This window comes from Psychroflexus longus, from assembly GCF_020164595.1.
GTDB classification, from domain to species: Bacteria; Bacteroidota; Bacteroidia; order Flavobacteriales; family Flavobacteriaceae; genus Psychroflexus; species Psychroflexus longus.
The window spans coordinates 1-21,296 of the sequence record NZ_JAIQZE010000008.1 but is presented as its reverse complement, the minus strand read 5'-3'; the positions used below and the strand labels follow the sequence as shown (position 1 = coordinate 21,296).

The window sequence follows — 21,296 nt, the reverse complement described above, 5'->3', positions numbered from 1 at the left end:
GTCTTAAAAAAAATCAAAAACGCAAATTTATTTTCAACTTTCTTTTTCTGAAAGTTGTTTGTTATACAAATCTTTATAGTAACCGTTTTGAGCGATTAACTCTGAATGTGTTCCTTCCTCAAGGATTTCACCATCATCAAGAACAATGATGTGGTTTGCATTTTTGGCTGAAGATGCACGGTGACTCACAACAACTGAAGTCTTATTGTTCGAGATTTTGTTGAGTTTGTTGAAAATTTCTTCTTCCGTTTCTGTATCTACTGCAGATAAACAATCATCAAACAATACAATCTGAGGATCTTTTATAATTGCTCTTGCGATAGACACTCTTTGTTTTTGACCTCCCGAGAGGGTAATTCCGCGTTCTCCAAGAATAGTATCATATCCTTTACTGAACTCAATTATATTACTGTGAACCGCAGCGTTTTTAGCAGCATTGATAATGTCTTCTTCGGTAGCATCTGCTTTTCCGAATTTAATGTTATCACGTATCGAACTACTGAATAGGAAAGCATCCTGTGGCACATATCCCAGTTGCTGTCTTAAGTTATCCAAATTAAAACTTTCAATGGGTTTTCCATCTATTAATATCTCGCCTTCATCTACATCATATAATCGGCCTATTAATTCTAAAATCGTTGATTTACCAGAACCAGTTTTACCCATAATAGCCAGGGTTTCACCTTTTTTTACTTTAAAGGACACATTTTTTAAAGCAACAATATTGGTGTCTTCATAAGTAAAACTAACGTTCCTGAACTCGATTTCACCCTTAATAGATTCAGAATAATTTGTAGAATTATTTTTAACATTGGGAACTTCACTTAAAAATTCATTGATACGTTCTTGAGAAGCTTCAGCTCTTTGCACCATAGAGGTGATCCATCCTACAGAAGCGACAGGCCAGGTAAGCATATTTACATAAAGTAAAAATTCTACTATAACCCCTACGTTTTCAATTTTTCCATCGATGTATTGCATTCCGCCAAAATAGATCACAAACAGATTACTAAAGCCAATAAGTAAAATCATAAGCGGAAAAAAGAAAGCTTCAACTTTCGCCAGATTGACATTTTTATCCTTGCTTTCGTGAGATAGTTTTTCAAAATCTGTATTAAATTTCTTTAAAATTCCGTAAGATTTAATAACCGCAATGCCACTAAAGCTTTCCTGAGTATAGGTATTAAGGTAAGATAAAAATCGCTGGATCTCCGCACTTCTCTTATTAATAGCTACACTTAATTTGTAAATAGCAAAGGATAAAATAGGGAAGGGCACCAATGTGTACAAGGTAAGAGTTGGAGCTGCCTGAATCATAAAATAGATCACTACTACAAAAAGAGTAAGTGTTTGCACTCCATACATAAGAGCCGGACCAACATACATTCTTACTTTTGAAACATCTTCAGAAATCCTGTTCATCAAATCTCCCGTCCGGTTTCGTTTGTAAAAATCTAAAGATAGGTTTTGGTATTGTGTGTAGATTTCATTTTTTAAATCATATTCAATATATCTGGAGACGACTATAAAAGTTTGGCGCATCAAGAATGTAAGGATTGCAGAAGCTAAAGCAGCACCAATAATAAGACCTATATTGATAAGTAACTCTTCTTTAACTTCGGCAACACTGGCTTCATTACCATTTACATAATCCTCTATAGCGTTTGTAGAATTCCTAATAAGTTGAGGTGTAAAAACAGCAAAAACACGTGCACCGATGGTTATAATAAAGCCAAGAAGCAATCTGCCTCTGTATTTAAACAAATATTTATTTAGACTTTGTAGGGCCTTCATCCACATTTTACTTTGAGGATGCAAATGTAATCAAAAGACTGTATTGCCCTTTGTAATAACAAAAGTTTAAAGGTCTATTCATCAGTGGGATTTATAGTATTTCATTTTGTTTCTAAAAAAACCAAAATAGGGTTCAAACTCTTCTTTTAAATATTATTTTTGCGCTAAAATTCTAGAACTTACAGATGTTAACAAGAAGACATATTCGTGCCAAAGTAATGCAATCTCTTTATGCGTTCCATCAGGGAAGTAAAGACTCTATGCAAACTGAAGAGAAATTTTTGAAAAAGAGCACAGAAGACATGTACAATCTTTTCCTGCTCAATTTAGAACTCTTGGTTAGCATAAGAAGTCAGGCTGAAGACTATTACAATATTGTAAAAAAGAAGTTTCTTGCTACTCAGGAAGAGAAAAATCCTAATACAAAATTCATCAACAACCAGCTTCTGCAGAGAATAACCAGTAGTCATGCATTAAGCGAACTTATTGAAGGTAGAAAATTAAACCACTGGTCTAAAGATGATGAGTATCCGAAATTAGTTTGGAATAAAATTCTGGAGTCAGATCTTTATGCAGATTATATTTTTACAGAAACGACAAGCTTCAAGGAAGACAAAGATTTCATTGTAAGCATATTCAAAGAAATTATAGCACCCAACGATGATTTGTATGATTATTACGAAGATCATAATTTGACGTGGATAGATGATTTTCCTATTGTAAATACAACTTTCTTAAAATTCCTCCAGAAACAAAAAGAAGCAGACGAGTCACTATCAATTCCTCGTTTGTATAAAAATGCAGAGGATGAAAATTTTGCTCGGGAGCTTTTTACAAAAACACTTCTTGCAGATGAGCAGTTTTCTGAAATTACTAAAAACAAAACCCCCAACTGGGATCAGGATAGAATAGCAGAAATTGACAGTATTCTCATGAAAATGGCTTTATGTGAATTTATGAAATTCCCTTCCATTCCTATAAGGGTAACTATTAATGAATACCTTGAACTTGCTAAAGAATATAGCACTCCGAAAAGCAGCACATTCATAAACGGGGTTTTGGATACAGTGTCCAAGGAATATCAAACCAATGGTAAAATTAATAAAGTAGGTAGAGGCTTAATGTAATTGCCTAATTTGTCATATTTTTGTAAAAATTTAAATTTAATACTCATGAAAAAATTAATGTTTGCACTAGTTGCCTTAGCAACATTGTCGTTTACAGCTTGTAAAGAAGATGCTTCAGCAAAAGTTGATGAATCCAAGAAAGAAATTGCTGAAGAACGTGATTCTAAAACTCAAGCTTATCCAGTGATGGAGTTTGAAGAGCAGGAATTTGATTTTGGTACAGTAGAAGAAGGAGAAGTTGTAGAACACACTTTTGTTTTTACAAATACGGGAGATGCACCTCTTATAGTGTCTAATGCAGTTGCTACATGTGGATGTACAGTTCCAACATGGACAAAAGAAGCTATCGCTCCAGGTGACAAAGGGGAGATGCTAGTCAAATTCAATACAAGAGGAAAGCCTAATCAACAAATGAAGGCTGTAAGAATTACAGCTAATACACAATCTGGAAGGGAAACGCTTAGAATAAAGGCTTTCGTTAACCCGCAGAACAGCAACGCTGGTTCACCAGTAAAATAACTTTTATGGATCAAATAGGAAGTTTATTACCTCTAGTTTTAATTTTTGTAGTGCTTTATTTTTTTATGATAAGGCCTCAAATGAAGAAACAGAAGAAAGAAAAAAGTTTTATAGAATCCATCAAGCGTGGAGATAAAATTATTACCAAAAGTGGGTTGCATGGAAAAGTAGCTGATATCAGTGAAAAGTTAGACGCTGTGATACTTGAAACAGGATCTGGGAAAATGACTTTTGATAAGTCTGCTTTATCCTACGAGCTTACTCAAAAAATAAATGCTCCTGTAAAGGAAAAGAAAGAAGAAAAGAAATAATTTTCTTGGGAATTAAGTGATTATAAAGCTATCGGAAACGATAGCTTTTTTGTTTAAATTTGGTATCAAAATAAAAAATAATGTCTTTAACTCCTTCTAAAATGTTGAAGCTTGGTACACAAGCTCCAAATTTTGAACTTCCAGACAGCATTTCTCGTTCCCTTCTTTCTTTAGAAAAACTTCGAGGAGAAAAAGGAACAATTATCATGTTCATCTGTAACCATTGTCCTTATGTAAAACACGTCAACGATGAGGTCGTTAGGTTAGCAAACGATTATAGAATTTTAGGATTTAGTTTTGTAGCGATTTCAAGTAATGACGTAAAGGCTTATCCACAAGATCATCCAGACCAAATGTTTAAAACGGCAAGGCAGCTCAATTATCCATTTCCTTATCTTTATGATGAAAGTCAAGAGGTGGCAAGAGCATATAACGCCGCCTGCACTCCAGATTTTTATGTGTTTGATGAAAGTCTGAAATTAGTCTATAGAGGTCAGCTTGATGACTCTAGGCCAAAAAATGGAATCCCAACTTCTGGGAGAAGTATAAGGGAAGCTCTAGATGCACTTTTAAACAATAGACCAGTGCCTGAGCACCAAAAACCAAGTATGGGCTGTAATATCAAATGGAGAAGTTATTAACATAAGGCGCACTGATTCTTAAATAAGATTAATTAATATATTATTAAGTTGTATATCCCACGACAAAACCTAATTTTGTATAAAACATTATAATTATGACACTAGAAGTAACAGATAAAGATTTTCAAGAGAAAGTATTACAAAGCGATAAGCCGGTTTTGGTTGATTTTTGGGCAGCTTGGTGTGGACCATGTAGAATGGTAGGTCCAATTATAGATGAACTAAGTTCCGAATATGAAGGAAAAGCAGTAGTTGCGAAGATGGATGTTGATCAAAACCAAGAATTTGCTGCAAAATATGGTGTAAGAAATATACCAACAGTTCTCTTATTTAAGGATGGAGAAATGGTAAATCGTCAAGTAGGAGTTGCACAAAAACATACTTACAAAGAAGCTATTGAAAACCTATTGTAATTTTCAATAAGGTTATATAATTTAAAGGCTTGGTAAATTTACCAAGCCTTTTTTATTTCTGATAACTATGGACCTTAAAAATTCTCTTCGAGAGTCAAACATTGCCAATCTTCCTCTATTAGCTTCTCAAGTTGTTGAGGGTTTCATTTCTGGTATTCACAAAAGTCCGTTTCATGGATATTCTGCTGAGTTTGCTGAGCATAAGCTTTATAATACAGGAGAAAGTACCAGACATATAGATTGGAAGCTGTATGGTAAGACCGATAAGCTCTACACCAAGAAATTCGAAGAAGAGACCAACCTTAGATGTCATTTCATTCTAGATCAATCGGCTTCCATGTATTATCCAGAAGTTTCATCTCCATCTATATCCAGTCTGGATAAGCTAAGCTTTTCTGCGCTATCGATAGCAGCTATCATGCAACTGCTCAATCGGCAGAGAGACGCAGTAGGCTTGTCTATTTATGATGAAGAGCTAAGGTTTCAGGCAACAGAAAAGGGGAGTGGCCTGCACTACAATATGATCTATAATGAGCTTGAAAAAAGTATTAATACACAGCAGCAAAACACAAAAACCAATACTTATCAATTTCTCCATGAAATTGCAGAAAAACTTAAACGGCGTTCGCTTGTTTTTTTATTTACAGATTTATTTCAGGCAGATTTATCCAGAGGAGATTTATTTGAAGCACTGAGGCATCTTAAGTACAATAAACACCAAGTGATCCTATTTCACACTTTAGATCATAAAACAGAAGTCAATTTTGAATTTGATGAAGCTCCAAAGCGGTTTTTTGATCTTGAAACTGGATCTAAAATAGATTTGCATACGCAGCAAATCCAAAAAGAATATGTAGAAAAGATGTCAGAATTTATTCAGGAAGTAAAGCTGACTTGTGCAAAATATAGAATCAGATACGTTGAAGCAGATATTCGAAAAGATTTTGAAAAAATTTTATCGACTTATTTAGTTGAAAAACAGAAGCTAAAGTCTTAGCATCAAATTTTGCCTAATTATTTTGTCAAAACATGTTTGTGTAATCAAAAATTGGGTTTATATTTGCACTCGCAATTAAGCAACGGTCTGGTAGTTCAGTTGGTTAGAATACCTGCCTGTCACGCAGGGGGTCGCGAGTTCGAGTCTCGTCCAGACCGCTTTTTTTGAAGAAGTTGTGTTGTGAATGTGTAAAAGCATTCTTAGGTTTAGAAAATTAAACCGCTAGAAGTCTTTCCCAACAGGAAGGGCTTTTTTATTTTGAACATTTTTTTTACCCTACAATATGGTCTGCGGCATATACCGCGGGAAGGAGGTGAGGCTTTATTCTTGCTTTAAAACCAAGCGATTCTACATAACCTACAGCAGCAGTGACCAATTTATTCGATTTGTATTTAGGATTTTCGTTATAATCCAGGTCAATTGTATCGATTTCTATATTGTGTTCCCGCAAATACAAAGCGGTTTCCACAGAGCGCTCCGCCTCACCCCAAAGCCTTGTCCACATATCAGTAATCATTGGAACGACCTCTTTCCTATAGATGACATGGCAACCCGTTGAAGCCACATTAAAAACTAAAGTCGTTGCATAGGTAGTTTGTAAACGATTTTGGCTATCACAGCCAAGAAAAAGCTCAATTTTTTCATTTTTATACTTGGAAAAGTATGCCTGCACATAGTCAGCAACATCAAAAACACGCTCGTCAGTCAATTTTTTAAAATGCATTTTTATGAGTTTAAATCTTATATGAATATCCATTCAATTCCTCAAATAGCTTTTAAATCGCAGTGTTTTTTTATTTAGTTTATGAGTTAATCAATGCGATCTCACCAGCTATTAAATGTTGTGTATTTTCTATTTTTAATTTCTTATGATTTTGACACCGTTCACTTCATCAGTCACAATACATTGCTTAATGCTTTTCGTTGATGTAAAGTCTTCAGCTTTGATAGAAGATCAACTAAAGTTATTATCGATCAATTAAAGTTTTAAAATATATTTTCTGAAATTAAAATCACACTCAAATGTGCTTGCCCAAAACTTTAATCAATTCACTTATATCATGGTTATCGTTATAAACATGAGGCGAAATTCTGATGTAATCCTCTCTGGTGGAAACATGAATCTTATGAGCCTTGAAGTCTTCTTTTAGTTGGGAAGTCTTAAGTTTGGGCGGCAGGTACATGCCATATAAATGTGAACTAACCCTAGCATCTTCGTCCTTTTCTAGATCTTTTTCTTTCAGAAAGTCTCTTAAAGGCTTAAGCAAGTCAAAACAATAGGTTTGAATACTTTCAACACCCCAATCGAGAATCTGCTCCAATGCGGACTTTAGCATCGGCAAGGCAATAAAATTACTAAACTCACCAACATTATAGCGCATGGCACCCTCTCCATATTCTCTGGGATAAGCCGTGAGTTTTCTAAAATCATAACTGCCTTTCCTGGTCATCCATGAATGTTCTATAGGTTCACCATCATTATATTTTTCACTGTAATAAGCCAAACCAGAGGAGTAGGGACCCAAAAGCCATTTGTAGGTCGCACAAATTAAGGCATCAATTTTAAACTCCTGAACATCCAGGGGCAGCGCTCCTACAGATTGCGATCCGTCAACTATAAAATAAGTATTAGTCTGGCGACACTTTTCTCCAATGGCTTTCAAATCGAACTTTAGACCTTCCATCCAGTGAATAGCAGACATAACGACCACGGCAGTATCCTCATTGATATGTTCTAGAATATCTTCTGTCCATTTTTGAGTTCTTCCTACAATGGATTTAGGGGGATCTATAATTTTAAGTTCAGCATTTTTCTTTTCGCAGAATTTTCTCAAAGCCAAATGATCACTCGGAAACTCTTTACTCACCGTGATCGCATGCTGACCTTTCTTGATTGGGACGTTTTGAATAGCATTCATCAATCCGTAAGAAGCTGATGGAATTAGAGCAATTTGGGAAGCTGAGCTATTGATTAATTTTCCAAAAAGCATTTTAACCTCTTCAGCAGGTTCAAAGAAATCATGTTCTTTGATGGAAGTTGGATCAGATTTTCTCAAGATTCCCTTAATTCCTGCCTGTTCGACAGATTTAAGGTTTGGAGACATGTATGCTCCATTTAAGTAATGCAAGTCTTTAGGCAGATCAAAAAGATGTTTCTGGTTTTTCATGTTTGTTTCTTTTTTAGGAAAACTCAAAATACATAAGAACAGTTAAGCTTAATTATATTTCGTATTATAAACTTCATCATAAATATTTACAAACTGAGATTTAGCTAATTCAAATTTTATGAATAATTTCAACTCCTAACTTATTTTAAACTTACGATGAAATTTTTACTCACTTTTATAAGTCTTCTACTTTTTTGTTCAAATCTTGTATCAGCTCAGTATTATCCAAATCAAGACTGGGAACGGAAGTCGGCTAAAGAACTAGGATTAAATCCTGTTTTGTTAGATAGCGCTGTAACAACAGCTTCTGAATATGAAAACTCAGTTAATAAAGATTTGAGAATAGCCATCATAAAGGCTTTTTCCAGAGAACCTGATTTTGAAATTTTAGGCAAAACCAAAGAAAGGGGTGGTACAGCAGGTTTGATTATTAAGGATGGATATATCGTTGCGGAGTGGGGAGATGTTGAGCGTGTGGATATGACCTTTAGCGTCGCCAAAAGTTATTTGTCAACTGTAGCAGGATTAGCTTTGGATCGTAAGTTAATTCGTAATGTAAATGATAAAGCTCGAGATTATATTTGGGATGGTACTTTTGAAGGCGAACACAATCAAAAGATTACTTGGGATCATTTATTGACTCAATCTTCAGACTGGTCCGGACAACAATTTGGACTTTATGATTGGGCCGACCGACCTCCTAAAGAAGGTTCTGCTGACGATTGGAGAGCTCGGCAATTGTATGAACCCGGAACGCATTACAAGTACAACGACGTCAGAGTTAATGTTCTGGCTTACTCGCTTTTACAGGTTTGGAGAAAACCATTACCTCAGGTCTTGAAAGAGGAAATTATGGATCCGATTGGTGCTTCCACCACCTGGAGATGGCTGGGCTATCCTAATTCTTACGTTAATGTGGATGGTTTGCAAATGCAGTCGGTGAGTGGTGGCGGACATTTTGGAGGTGGGATCTTTATCAATACTCTGGATCATGCCAGGTTTGGTTTACTGTTTTTAAGAAATGGAAAATGGAAAAACCAGCAGTTGATTTCAGAAAACTGGGTAAAAAGCGTTCAAAAGTCTTCTCGGGCAAAACCAGATTACGGATATCTGTGGTGGAACAACAGTCAAGGAAGCTGGGAAGGCGTTTCTAAAGAGGTTTATTATGCTGCAGGTTTTGGTGGTAACTATATCGTCATCGATGAGGAAAATGACTTAATAGTCGTAACCCGCTGGATCGATAATTCAAAAATTGATGATGTGATGAGGTTATTGCAGCAAGCGTCTAACTAATTCGTTAAGCAGTGAGATTTACCAAAATGCTTTAATTGTGTTAATGCTTTATTTGTAGAATTACTTAAATTTTAAAAAGATCAAATGACTGGTATGGAATTTTTAAAAGAAGAACATTGGCTATTTAAATGCATTTATTTAATTGGGCTGGCATCACTTAGTATCCATTTTTATTACTCATTCTTTCTTCCTGAAGAATCCTCTAAACCTTTCACTTTTATAGGATTTTCAATTTATAGTTTATTTTTCTTTAGGATGTTTTGGGTTACACATAAAAAGAAATATTAAACTTCATTAACCTAATTAATTTCAACTACCAATGACTACAGTCCAGGGACGAACTTCCCATTCGGTTATCAGTCCGTTTTTGACATAGGGATCTTTGTTGGCAAATTCCTCTGCTTTTTCTGTGCTATCTCCTTTGAAGATAAATGCACCACCGGTAGCAGGATCATCAAGTGCTCCTGCCATGAGTAAATCCCCTTGACTGTAAAATGACTCTATCAGTTTTAAATGTTCCTCTCTGTAGGGTGCTCGCTTTTCAATATAATTTTCAACAGCTTTGTAAAATAGGATATAGTGCATAAGAGTTTTTTAAAGTTTGGTATACTTGCAATCCAAAAGTTATTAACTAAAGTACAATAAAAACTCATCTTGTCTGCCTTAATAAAGTGAGAGATGCATTTTCCTTTTTATTAAAATATTAGGAGGAACTGAAAACGAAAAAAATTTAAGGGCTTCTGAATAGTCTATAGATAATTTTGGAGACAAACATTGAATTATATAGAATAAACTTATGAATAAGATTAAATACGCAATCGAGAATAATTTTTTATTATTTGTTATCGTCCTCGCTGTGGTTGGCATGTCATTTTTAGGATGTGATGAATCTGTTGACAAATCATTCAAAATTCAATTTGATAGTACTAAAACTGTTTCGGGAGAAAAATTTGCATTAAAAGATATAAATCCTGAATTAGAGACAAACTGGAGCGATTATAATTTTGTTTTACTTGAAATGATGATTAGTACTCCGCAGCGATTTCAGGTCGGCTTTACTACAGATTCTGGATACAACGATCTTCGAGTTATGAGTTATGCTCCCGGTGGCTGGATTAAACAGGCGATTCCATTACGTTTTTACAGGCAACTTCCCGATGCAGCAAATGATATTGCCGGAACCATGAATAAGCCACGCTATACCGGTTGGTTTAATTTAGGTGGAGACCGTGTACCTCTCAAAGGGGTAGATTCTATTGGAATCAGGATGCACGCTCCAATTGGAAACCCGTCATTTGAGTTGCGGTCCATAAGTTTACACAAAGAAGATCCTGGTGATGAATATCTTGGTGAAACACCTATTGTAGACGAATTTGGTCAGTCCAATCTATTGCACTTTGATGAGAAAATCAAATCTCTAGAACAGTTAGAAACTGCCTGGAAAACTGAAGAAGAGAGCTTAAGTGAAAAAGAGAATTTTAATTATTCCAAATATGGCGGCTACCTGAATGCAAAAGTAGAAGGCACAGGTTTTTTTAGAACACAAAAGGTAGATGGAAAGTGGTGGTTTGTCGATCCGGAAGGTTATCAGTTTTTGTCTCTTGGTGTAGATTGTGTAGCCCCAGGAAATGGAGGTCAGGTGAATAGACTGGATAAGCGTGACCGTTCTGGTTTCATAAAGAAACTACCTCCGGAAGGTATGGGTTACGATCCGAAAACCCCTAATACAGTTTCCTTTGGAACCTGGAACTTGCATCGTCGCTTTGGAGATGAATATCCTATCAAATCCCGAGAAATGATCATTAAGAGAATGTCTAACTGGGGACTTAATACCATAGCTAACTGGAGCAGCAAGGAGGTGATAGATATGAATCAAAAACCATTTATGCTACAACTTTCTGGCCTTGGTATAAACGAAGGGGTAATGGGACTTGTAGATGTCTATGCATCGGACTTTCAAATCAAAACCGAAGAGGCTGTTAAGAAGACAGTTTCTCCATACATGGATAACAAATGGTTGATAGGCTATTTTACCGGAAACGAGCCCTCATGGCTAGGTCAGGAATCGAGATTATGTGACTTGATTCTAGCCGAAAATGATGATAAGCCTATTAAGCAAGCTTTGATAAACCATCTAGCTGAAGGGGATACCCCAGAAAGGCGTAAGGCCTTTATCTTTGACACGTTTAAAATATTTCTCCAAACCGTGGAAGCTTCGGTAAGAAAATACGATCCCAATCACCTCACTTTAGGAATACGATTTGGAGAAGTTCCGGAGAACGAGATTCTAAACATGTGTAAAGACGTTTTCGATGTGTTTAGTTTTAATGCCTATGAAGTTGTTCCTCCAGTAGAAACGATGGATAGAATTAGTGAAGTGATAGATTTACCCATGCTTATAGGGGAATATCACACAGGAAATGTCAATAGAGGAATGGCTCAGGCTTTGGTACAAGTCAAAAATCAAGAGGAGCGCGGTGTTGCTTACAGACATTATACTGAACAAGCTTTTAGTCATCCTGGCTTAATCGGTGTTGGGTATTTTCAATGGGCTGATCAGGATTTAACCGGAAGAAGCTACGATGGTGAAAATTATAATTGCGGAATCATAGATGTAACCGATCGTCCTTATCCACATATGGTTGAAGCGATTAAAAAAACAGCAAAGCGATTGTATGACGTACATACAGAAAAATTAAACCCCTACGATCAAAAACCTTTAGGCGCTACCGGGTATGAACTTATTCCCGATCTTTGGAATGAATAAGGAATGAAATGATATGAGCATCAACTCTATTAAATCCCTTGAATAAGACTCCAAATTTACCAATAGAAATTTTAAAATCTTTTTTCTAAAAATGGTGGGTAATTGTATTGATTTTAAAGTTATTTATTACAAATACAGATAGTCTCATTAAACTAGCTTGCTAAATTTTTTAACATCCAGACCTTTATAAAAGGCATCCATATGAGACATATGTTCAGGTTAAAAAAACAGAAGTTGGCTTTATCGTTTTTATGTAATTAATGACTCCTATTTTTAAGGGGGGCGAGTAATAGATAAAAAATCCATGCAAACCATGAAATAAAAATTACTGCAAGTATCCAAGCAAATTTTTCACTTCCTGAGGTTTTACTTGAAAATAGGATTGATATTATTGGCAATAACCATATAAATCCGACAGCCAATATTAGTAACAATATAAATATTGATGAATTATCCATTTATATTCTTTTTTATTTTTACGTTTCTAAAATACACAAAACTAATGATCTTCCATGTCATCGGTTTTATTGACTTATAAACGTTGATTATTCCTTAGTAAAAAGATAGCTCCATTTATTTCCTTACAGAAAAAGTATGTATCTCTAATTTCAGATTTGCAGCGTTGAAAAAGAGATTCTTATTATTTCATTTTTTTAGCGTAATAGTTTAATTTGGTAAAATACCATTCACCAATAGGCCACTAACAAAACCTCCTTAGAAAAATTCTAAAATCCTGATATATAATTTTATCGTTTTACTAGAATTCAGGAATAAGCCCCATGCTAATAAACAGGAGTAATGTAATGGTGAAGTGAACAGTAATTTTATAGAGTTTAGTAGTTGTTTTATCTAATAAGCCAGATAGATAAAAATATCCATCCAGTTTTTGGCTGTTTCAAAATAGAAGTCAGTAGTGGATTACTTATTAATTCTGTTGATAAATTCTATTTCCTGAGACCATTTTAGTGATAAAGTTATTGATTATGTTTTCACTATCATCCTATGAACAACCAACTTTGCAATTGTTTTTTAAACTATCATTCATAGTATCAGAAGGATTAAATCTGAACTAATTTTCAATAGCCTTATTTAATTTCATCTTTTTTATGGCTGTTTCAGTTGTGATTTATTTCATGTGTTTTATATTTTTAATTTTTATCATGACAAGAATAATCTCTACATTCAAAATTGAACGATTATGTGTCATCGCAAAAAAAAGCAGTTGTAAGTGCTACTTCAGTTTATAACCTTCTTTATTAAAAGTAAAGTTTTGTTGAAGATTTAATTAGTAAGTTTAAACAAATCAATAATTAATGAATTTCAATAGCTTTATTAACTGATCAATAAGTATGAAAGAAAAAGAAATAAGGACATTGTTTTCAAGAGACCACAATGCGGTATACCCAAAGCTAGGTGTTTTCTTGGGTGGTGTTTCACCTCCTGATGGTGAGATGAAAACAGGTTGGAGGCGTAAAATCATATCAGTATTACAACAAGATGAACGCTTAGATCCAAGCATGCTACTTGTATCACCCGAGCCGAAAAGCGGATACTGGGAAGAGCTGGAGGGTGCTGGCGCTAAAGTTACTGATAAGGACTTAGAAGTAATCAGAGATCCTCAAATGCTCTGGGAACATCACTACTTAAAGCGTTGTGATATCACCACCTTTTGGCTGCCTGCTTATTGGACCAAAGAAAAATCAGAGGTGTTTGCGCCCAATATTGGCCCTTCAAGTAGGTGGGAATTCGGCTATTTCCTGCAGGAATATCTAAAAGACAGGCGAAACAAAGATTTTATTGTAGGCAGCCCCGAAGATGCTCAGGGTGTTGATTGGGCCCGAGAAATTTCTCAAATGCATGGCATTAAATGGCATACCTTAAGAAAAGAGGATAAACCAAAACTAGTTGCTGATTCGTTCATTGAAGAAATAGCTGATACGCTGATTAAAAATAAAAGAGAATTATTCTAATTAATTTTAATATACTTTCTCAAATCAGAGTTTAGGATCTCTTTTAGTTCTTCTCCATTGTCTTGACTGGTTTCAGTAAATACGATTCCAAAAGCAGGATATTTATTAAAATTTAATTCTCTGATGACTAAAATGTGTTCTAAATCTTGTTGAAGCTTTTCAAAATCAAAATAAGAGATTTCTGATGGCTTGATACCTGAAGAATTGTTTAGTAAAACAATACTATGGATCTCATCTTTTTTGTATTTAAATATTTCATCCCAGTCAGGTTTCTTATTCTGAAGGAAATACTGATATGAATTGAATTTAAAGGCATACCAGGAAAGGTCTGCTGTCGTACACCAGCCTCCAAAGCGAAGTGGGTTGACTTCAATAGGCCTTATGATTCCTTGTTGATCAATTCTAACCTCCAGGTGTAAGGGGAAGTTTTTCAAACCAGCTTTTTCCCCAATGGGACTTAAAAACTTTTCAATGCTTTCTTTATGCCTGCGAATGATACTTTTTGAAGTCGAGTAGAGCCTGTCACTAACATCCGTTCTGGACGAAAACACATGGTGCATAATATTGAGGACAACGACTTCTCCTTCGTTATTAAAATAAGCATCGATGGCAAATTCTTTTCCTTCTATGTATTCTTCTATGATAAAAGTAGATGCATCCATCACCTCTTTTGGATAAATGCTTTTTAGATTATCATAAGTTAATTCCTTTTGAGCAACATGCCAGTCAGACTTGGTATGAATAATTTGAACTCCAATGCTGAAAAAACCTAAAGAAGGCTTAATGACAAAGGGTAGTTTCAAGGTATTAATATCAAGGTTTTGGATTTCATCGATTTTGATTTTTCTAAAGATAAAATCAGGGAAGATATCCCGGATCAGTTCTCTGAATTCGTATTTGTCCTTAAATAATTTGATCTGGTCAGGTAAGTCAGTTTCTTTCAGATATTCGAATACCCATTTCAACGAATTTTCAGAATTGGTATAAAGGAGAGGATTTGCAGTACTAAGCAGTTTATGTAATGCCTCATATTCAGAAATCCAATTCATTGCATCATCTTGGATTAATGATCTTGCTGCCTGAGTAGAAACAATTTCAAAATTATTTTCTTTAATCGTTTTTAGTAAAAAATCTGAAATATATGGGTGGTCTATTAGTATCATATTCTTCGAAGCTATTGAAAAGGATAAGACATAAATCTATGTGGTCTCCGTCATTTAAAATTATCCTTCAAAACTAAGACTTTCATTTAGAACACAACGCTCCTTCAAAAAGACATTGCTTTTTTTTCAAAAATCAGAACAATAAAATCGGCAGCCTATAATTAACTTCGATAAGCAAGATAGTCAATGCTAATATATTTTTTGAATGAGAATACCATGTTAAAGAGTCTTAGGTCAAATTAGAATATAAAGTTATTCTTATTAAGTTTTCTTCATTAATTAGAAAAACTAATAGGCTAAAAGCCCAAACTGAATTTTTCTTTAGCTAGCAATTTTTAGTTCTTTGTCTAAATATTAATTCAAATAAAACTAAAATATTAAATTTATTGCGTTAATTTTTTTTAAAATGCTAATCCTACAATATGAAAGACAATCATTATCTTATAAAAGAGCTTTACGAATTAATCAAAACCGATGAAAGCATTTTTGATTTTATCCAAGAAGCTCAATTAGACGGTATATGGTATTGGGATTTGGAGAATCCTGATGAAGAATGGATCAGTCCAAAATTTTGGAAAATATTGGGTTATAACCCTGATGAAATGCCACATAAAATATATGCTTGGCAAAATTTAATAAATCAGGATGATTTAAAAATTGCAATGGAGAAAGTTAAGCAACATTATGAAAATCCATCAATTCCATACGAGCAAACAATAAGATATACTCACAAGAACGGTTCTACAGTTTGGATTTATGCTCGAGGAAAAGCAATACATGATAAAAATGGTAAAGCTGTGCGAGTATTGGGCGCTCATATAGACATAACAGAATTCAAAAAAAATGAGCAAGAGTTAATTAAATACAATACGATACTTAAGGAATCTGAAGAGTTAACAGATACGGGGAGTTTTGAATATCTTATACCTGAAAATAAGTTTACAACCTCAGATAATTGGCAAAAGATTACTGGTGGAAATGAGACGATGAGCAAAGATGAAATTATGCTCATTTCCCACCCCGATGACAGAGAAAAAATTGAAAATGCCTTCGATAATGCTTTAAAAAATATTGCAGCTTACAATATTAAACACCGATTAATTAGACCAACTGATAATGAAGTAAGAATTGTAAAAGCTAGAGGGAAAGTTATTTTTGATGAAAATGGCAAACCATTAAAAATGCATGGCTCTGTCATGGATATTACCGAAAGGGAAAAAACAAAAGAAATACTAATAAGGACTAATACGATACTGGAAGAGGCTGAGAAAATCAATAAAACAGGGTCCTGGGAATTGGACATTGAAACAGGCCAGACCATCTGGAGTAAAGAAGTGTATTCAATTTATGAAGTTGAAAAAGAATTCGATCATAATAAAGAAAATGGTATTGATTTTTACCATCCTGATTTTAAAAAAGTAATTACCGATGCTATTTCTAAATCAATTTCAGAGGAAATTTCTTTCGACGTTAGCTGTAAGTTTATTTCTGCAAAAGGTAATGAAAAGTGGGTACGTTCGACTGGCCAACCAAGTTTTCAAGATGGGAAAATGACTAAACTATTTGGTGTGATTACCGATATAACAGATCAGGTGTTAGCATCAGAAAAACTAGAAAAGCTCAATGAAATGCAATCGCTACTGATGAAGAGTGCATCAACTTATATTAATGTACCTCTCAATTCGGTGGATGCCACAATTAATAATTCCTTAAAAGAGATTGGAGAATTTGTTTCAGCAGACAGAGTTTATGTGTTTAGTTTTGATTGGGAGAAAGATACATGTAGTAATACTTATGAGTGGTGTAATAATAACATTGAATCCCAAATAAAAAACTTACAAAACTTAACAAATGATTCTATATCTACAATTGTAGAGGCTCATAAGGATGGTGTCGAAGTATATATTGAAGATATAATGCAATTGCCAGCAGGCGATAATCTGAGAAAAATTCTTGAAACGCAGGAGATAAAAAGTATTCTTACAGTTCCAATGATGCTTGAACGTAAGTGTATTGGTTTTATTGGGTTTGACTATGTACGATCCACTTATATGTTTACAGATCAAGACAAAAAATTATTGAATATTTTTGGTGGCATGATTGCTAATCTAAACAGTAGAAAAATAGTTGAAAAACACTTAATTGAAGCCAAGGAAGACGCTCAAAGGGCAGATAAAGCTAAGTCTGAATTTTTAGCCAATATGTCTCATGAAATTCGTACCCCCATGAATAGTGTGATAGGATTTTCAGAATTATTGAAGAGTACTCAACTCAACGAAGTACAAGAACAATACGTTGATACAATTCATGATAGTGGCTTAGGTCTTTTGAACATTATTAATGACATACTCGATTTTTCAAAAATCGAAGCAGGCAAATTGGATATTGAAGTAATTGAAACCGATATAATCGATTTAGTTGAGCAGACGGCAGGTTTAGTAAAACATCTAGCCTTAAATAAAGATATAGAGCTTAAAATTAGTATCGACTCCAAAATACCAAGGTTTGCTCTGTTAGATCCTACTAGGGTTCGTCAAATACTCACCAATTTATTGAGCAATGCTTTAAAATTCATAGAGAAGGGAAAAGTTGAGCTCAAACTATCTTTGCTTGGAAGAAAGGGGGGATTTGGCCAAATACAATTTTCAGTTTGTGATACAGGTATTGGTATCTCAGATGCTCAAAAAGCAAAGCTGTTCAAAGCATTTTCTCAAGCAGATAGCTCTACTACACGCAAATTTGGAGGGACAGGACTTGGACTGGTAATTTCAGACCAACTTGTTCGAAAAATGGGAGGGAAACTAGACGTTAAATCTAAAGAGGGTGAGGGCAGCGAGTTTTATTTTACGCTTGAGACTGAACTGAGGAATATCGAAATAAAACGACCAAATATTTTAAGTGAAAAAATAAAAAGTAAAGCAAAATCAGATTTCATCAACTATTCAACGTTTAAAGTTCTTATCGTTGAAGATAATTTAAATAATATGCTTTTAGCTTCTTCTCACATTAAGCGTGTTTTGCCAAATATTGAATTATTTAAGGCTGAGAATGGAAAAGTAGCACTAGACAAGATTATCTCACTCAAACCAGATCTTATATTTATGGATGTTCAAATGCCAGAAATGGACGGTAATGAAACTACTTCTAAATTACGAGAATATGAGTCAAAGAAAAAGATTAAAAGAACAATCGTGATAGGCCTTACTGCAGGAGCTTCAATAAACAAAAAAGATAAAGCGCTTAATAGTGGAATGGATGATTTTTTAACAAAGCCCATTGAAACAAATAAACTAGAATCTATTCTAAACAAATATTTAATTAATGGAAGCAGGCAAGTAAATACTGAAAGTGAAAATGAACTTTCATTTATAGATTTGAATCATTTTGATCGAAAAGAGCTTCTTTACCAATTAGGTGGTGACATAGAAACTTTAGAGTTCTTAATACCTAATGCTATTGAAGATGTTGAAAAGAAACTATCTGACTTGGAGATAGAACTAAACAAGTCTGATCTTAAAAAAGCCGAATCAATTGCACACTCATTAAAAGGAACTTCTTTAAATCTTAGATGGGGTATTTTTTCGGAACTTTTGATAACTATTGAAAAAGAAATTATTTCAAAAAACAAAGAGGCATACTTCACACTGTTTCAAGAGTTAAAACAAGAATGGGATATTCTATTGGATATTTTGAAAAAAAGAGCTTAGGTCTAGAATCGTGAATAATCGTTTTTCTCATGACTTATGCGAACCATTTAAATTGTAGTCTTTTTTTAGCTGTTGCTTATTTTTTGTAATTGATGGATACCATTAAAATAGTAGATAAATGGTATATCTATCCAGAATAGTCTATTAAAACGTTTTTTTCAGAAAGCCTTGAAGGACTAAAGCTTTTTAGTAAACCATTTTTAATAATTTTTTCTAAGGTTTTTTGTTTATAATTAAAAATTGCTTGATGCTTTTCATCAGATCTTACTTCTCTTATTTGTGTTAGGATACTTATAATTACAATAGTTGAGATGATGATTAAAGCGTTTGGGTCTTTAATTTTTTTAGTGATTATTAATGCCTGGTTACAACACTTGTTAACAGTGAAATGTAGATTGAGATTAATGATTTCGAAAGCTTCTGATATAAGTTTAAATTTGAGCAAGATTAATTTAAAAACATCTCGAGTTCCAGTAATATCGGCGAATTCGCTCCGAATCTTTTAAATTTAGTTACCCTATTTTAGGAATCGAACCTAAAATTTCAATAGGGTAACTAATAGGGTAACTAAACTTTGATATTCTATGTGCCTTTTGAAAATGTCTAGAAAATGAAAAACCCTTTAAAGACTGACTTTAAAGGGTTTTTTGATTTTTGAAGTTTCGTTTGAAACTCAATGAAGCGGAGTATGAGGATTAACTGCGTTGATCGCTGAAAGGGTGTTCTGTGCAAGCATGGAAACCCCAATCAAGCTGGCGCTTGCTTTGCTTTTTTAATACCCCGCCTCTTACAAAAGCTCCGCTTTCGACGCGACCGGATATTAAAAAACCCACAACGAAAGTTGTGGGTTTTCCTTTTGCGGAGAAAGAGGGATTCGAACCCCCGGAGGTGTGACCCTCAACAGTTTTCAAGACTGCCGCATTCGACCACTCTGCCATTTCTCCAGATAACAATTTATGGTTTTCTTTAGCGGTTGCAAATATACTAACATTTTTAGTTTGACAAAATTATTCCCTTCTGTTTTTTGCAAAATTGTTTTCACATTGGTCATTAGAAGATTTTCTCTTTATAAAGTAGTATTTTTTTAAAATCATGGTATTTTAATGTATCGAAATCATCAGTTAATCATCGTTCAAGACTGGATCGTAAATTTAACTAGAGCAATAAGCAATGTATCTGTGAGTATTGAAATTAGCAGCAAACAAAATCAAAATGAATTTTCAGCTTTAATATTTCAAAGTCATGGCTTTTACTAGTATTTTAGCGACAAATAAATAATTTATGAAAAAAATAATATTACCATTAGTTGTGATTTTGGGTCTTGTTGGCTGCAAAACACAAATGAAAGATGTTAAAGATGTTGACCCTGTTCGGTTTTCTAATTCTATAACATCTTCAGAATTAAGTGATTATCTGTATACGTTCAGTTCAGATGAATTTGAGGGACGCGATACCGGAAGTCAGGGTCAAAAAGAAGCTGCTCAATACTTGAAGAATTATTATAAAAGCCTGAATATTCAAGGGGGTTCCGAAGAGGAAGATCCATATATGCAAACTATTGATTCTTCTTTTTTTAATGGTAAATTACCTTCAAGTGAGAATGTAGTCGCCATGATAAAAGGGAGTGAGCTTCCTGAGGAGTACCTTATCATCACTTCGCATTACGATCATGTCGGGATGCGTAACGGTGATATTTACAATGGAGCTGATGACGGAGGCTCCGGATCTATGGCTATGATGGAGATTGCAGAAGCTTTCAATAAAGCTATAGAAGAGGGTTACAGACCCAAAAGGTCTATAGTTTTTCTTCACCTTACAGGCGAGGAGAAGGGTCTGTTAGGATCTAAATATTATACTCAAAATCCTATTTTCCCTCTTGAAAATACTGTGGCCAATCTCAATATGGACATGATAGGTAGGGTGGATGAAGCTCATAAAAATAATCCAGATTATATCTACCTTATAGGTAGTGATAAATTGAGCACAGAACTTCATGAAATTTCTGAAGAAGCCAATTCTAAGTACGTAAATATGAATTTAGACTACACGTATAATGATGAAAATGATCCAAATAGATTTTACTACAGAAGTGATCATTATAATTTTGCAAAATTTGATATTCCGATCATATTCTATTTTAACGGTGTTCATGAGGATTATCATAAACCAACGGATACCGCAGATAAGATCAACTATGAGGTGCTTAAAAAAAGAGCAAAACTTGTGTTTTTTACAGCTTGGGAAATTGCCAATCGAGATGAAAGACCCTTTGTAGATAAACCAACTTTATAATTATTAATGTCTCGTCCTAAATAACCGATACAGATTATTAGCCATTAAATTTATAATTTAAACCTTAACGATGCTAGCATCGTTAAGGTTTTTTGATTTATACGATTTTCTTTTGAGTTTGTTTTGCTTGTGCA

17 protein-coding genes and 2 tRNA genes are annotated in these 21,296 nt (G+C 34.2%); 12 read left to right on the top strand and 7 right to left on the bottom strand.

What is annotated here, in order from left to right:
- Window positions 1-33 precede the first annotated feature (33 nt).
- Window positions 34-1,794, bottom strand: a complete 1,761-nt coding sequence (locus tag LB452_RS08335) for an ABC transporter ATP-binding protein (protein ID WP_224461278.1) — start codon at window positions 1,792-1,794, stop codon at window positions 34-36.
- Window positions 1,795-1,979: 185 nt separating this feature from the next.
- Here LB452_RS08335 and nusB point away from each other — a divergent pair, with 185 nt between their 5' ends.
- From nusB to LB452_RS08300, 7 genes are all read left to right on the top strand, one after another.
- The gene (gene nusB, locus LB452_RS08330; protein WP_224461277.1) at window positions 1,980-2,921 is read left to right on the top strand and encodes a transcription antitermination factor NusB; all 942 of its coding nucleotides are present in this window, start codon (window positions 1,980-1,982) and stop codon (window positions 2,919-2,921) included.
- Between the two features lie 45 nt (window positions 2,922-2,966).
- Window positions 2,967-3,440: a DUF1573 domain-containing protein gene (locus tag LB452_RS08325; protein ID WP_224461276.1), complete on the top strand. Its 474-nt coding sequence runs from the start codon at window positions 2,967-2,969 to the stop codon at window positions 3,438-3,440.
- A gap of 5 nt (window positions 3,441-3,445) precedes the next feature.
- Window positions 3,446-3,751 (top strand): preprotein translocase subunit YajC, encoded by a 306-nt coding sequence (gene yajC / locus LB452_RS08320; RefSeq protein ID WP_224454573.1) that lies wholly within the window; start codon window positions 3,446-3,448, stop codon window positions 3,749-3,751.
- 80 nt (window positions 3,752-3,831) lie between these two features.
- Window positions 3,832-4,392 carry a thioredoxin family protein gene (locus LB452_RS08315; RefSeq protein WP_224461275.1) on the top strand — a complete coding sequence of 187 codons (561 nt, stop codon included), beginning with the start codon at window positions 3,832-3,834 and terminating at the stop codon, window positions 4,390-4,392.
- Between the two features lie 95 nt (window positions 4,393-4,487).
- A complete protein-coding gene (gene trxA, locus LB452_RS08310; protein WP_224461274.1) occupies window positions 4,488-4,805 on the top strand; it encodes a thioredoxin in 318 nt (105 codons plus the stop codon).
- A gap of 67 nt (window positions 4,806-4,872) precedes the next feature.
- Complete coding sequence (locus LB452_RS08305) at window positions 4,873-5,802, top strand: DUF58 domain-containing protein (protein WP_224461273.1); 930 nt, start codon at window positions 4,873-4,875, stop codon at window positions 5,800-5,802.
- Between the two features lie 84 nt (window positions 5,803-5,886).
- Window positions 5,887-5,960, top strand: a tRNA-Asp gene (locus LB452_RS08300).
- Window positions 5,961-6,073: 113 nt separating this feature from the next.
- Here LB452_RS08300 and LB452_RS08295 read toward each other — a convergent pair.
- Together LB452_RS08295 and LB452_RS08290 are read right to left on the bottom strand one after the other, a co-directional pair.
- Window positions 6,074-6,526, bottom strand: a complete 453-nt coding sequence (locus tag LB452_RS08295) for a ribonuclease H-like YkuK family protein (protein WP_224461272.1) — start codon at window positions 6,524-6,526, stop codon at window positions 6,074-6,076.
- A 295-nt stretch (window positions 6,527-6,821) separates the two neighbouring features.
- The gene (locus LB452_RS08290) at window positions 6,822-7,970 is read right to left on the bottom strand and encodes an aminotransferase class V-fold PLP-dependent enzyme (protein ID WP_224461271.1); all 1,149 of its coding nucleotides are present in this window, start codon (window positions 7,968-7,970) and stop codon (window positions 6,822-6,824) included.
- A 156-nt stretch (window positions 7,971-8,126) separates the two neighbouring features.
- Between LB452_RS08290 and LB452_RS08285 the strand changes: the two genes are divergently transcribed.
- On the top strand, window positions 8,127-9,263 hold the full coding sequence (locus LB452_RS08285; protein ID WP_224461270.1) for a serine hydrolase domain-containing protein: 1,137 nt from the start codon (window positions 8,127-8,129) through the stop codon (window positions 9,261-9,263).
- A gap of 309 nt (window positions 9,264-9,572) precedes the next feature.
- On the opposite strand, the gene LB452_RS08280 is transcribed toward LB452_RS08285, so the two are convergent.
- Window positions 9,573-9,848: a YciI-like protein gene (locus LB452_RS08280; RefSeq protein ID WP_224461269.1), complete on the bottom strand. Its 276-nt coding sequence runs from the start codon at window positions 9,846-9,848 to the stop codon at window positions 9,573-9,575.
- A gap of 211 nt (window positions 9,849-10,059) precedes the next feature.
- Between LB452_RS08280 and LB452_RS08275 the strand changes: the two genes are divergently transcribed.
- A complete protein-coding gene (locus LB452_RS08275) occupies window positions 10,060-12,030 on the top strand; it encodes a hypothetical protein (protein ID WP_224461268.1) in 1,971 nt (656 codons plus the stop codon).
- A 257-nt stretch (window positions 12,031-12,287) separates the two neighbouring features.
- On the opposite strand, the gene LB452_RS13685 is transcribed toward LB452_RS08275, so the two are convergent.
- Window positions 12,288-12,488: a PLDc N-terminal domain-containing protein gene (locus tag LB452_RS13685; protein WP_224461267.1), complete on the bottom strand. Its 201-nt coding sequence runs from the start codon at window positions 12,486-12,488 to the stop codon at window positions 12,288-12,290.
- Between the two features lie 915 nt (window positions 12,489-13,403).
- Here LB452_RS13685 and LB452_RS08265 point away from each other — a divergent pair.
- Entirely contained in the window at window positions 13,404-14,000 is a 597-nt protein-coding gene (locus LB452_RS08265; RefSeq protein WP_224461266.1) for a hypothetical protein, read from the top strand.
- Here the strand turns inward: LB452_RS08265 and LB452_RS08260 are convergent.
- Window positions 13,997-15,163 carry an ATP-grasp domain-containing protein gene (locus LB452_RS08260; protein WP_224461265.1) on the bottom strand — a complete coding sequence of 389 codons (1,167 nt, stop codon included), beginning with the start codon at window positions 15,161-15,163 and terminating at the stop codon, window positions 13,997-13,999. The two genes, LB452_RS08265 and LB452_RS08260, sit on opposite strands and share 4 nt — an antisense overlap.
- Window positions 15,164-15,585: 422 nt before the next feature.
- On the opposite strand from LB452_RS08260, the gene LB452_RS08255 reads away from it, so the two are divergent.
- Window positions 15,586-18,870 carry a PAS domain-containing protein gene (locus LB452_RS08255; protein ID WP_224461264.1) on the top strand — a complete coding sequence of 1,095 codons (3,285 nt, stop codon included), beginning with the start codon at window positions 15,586-15,588 and terminating at the stop codon, window positions 18,868-18,870.
- Window positions 18,871-19,729: 859 nt separating this feature from the next.
- Here LB452_RS08255 and LB452_RS08250 read toward each other — a convergent pair.
- Window positions 19,730-19,814, bottom strand: a tRNA-Ser gene (locus tag LB452_RS08250).
- Between the two features lie 337 nt (window positions 19,815-20,151).
- On the opposite strand from LB452_RS08250, the gene LB452_RS08245 reads away from it, so the two are divergent.
- Window positions 20,152-21,162 (top strand): M28 family metallopeptidase, encoded by a 1,011-nt coding sequence (locus tag LB452_RS08245; protein ID WP_224461263.1) that lies wholly within the window; start codon window positions 20,152-20,154, stop codon window positions 21,160-21,162.
- The last annotated feature ends 134 nt before the right edge of the window (window positions 21,163-21,296 follow it).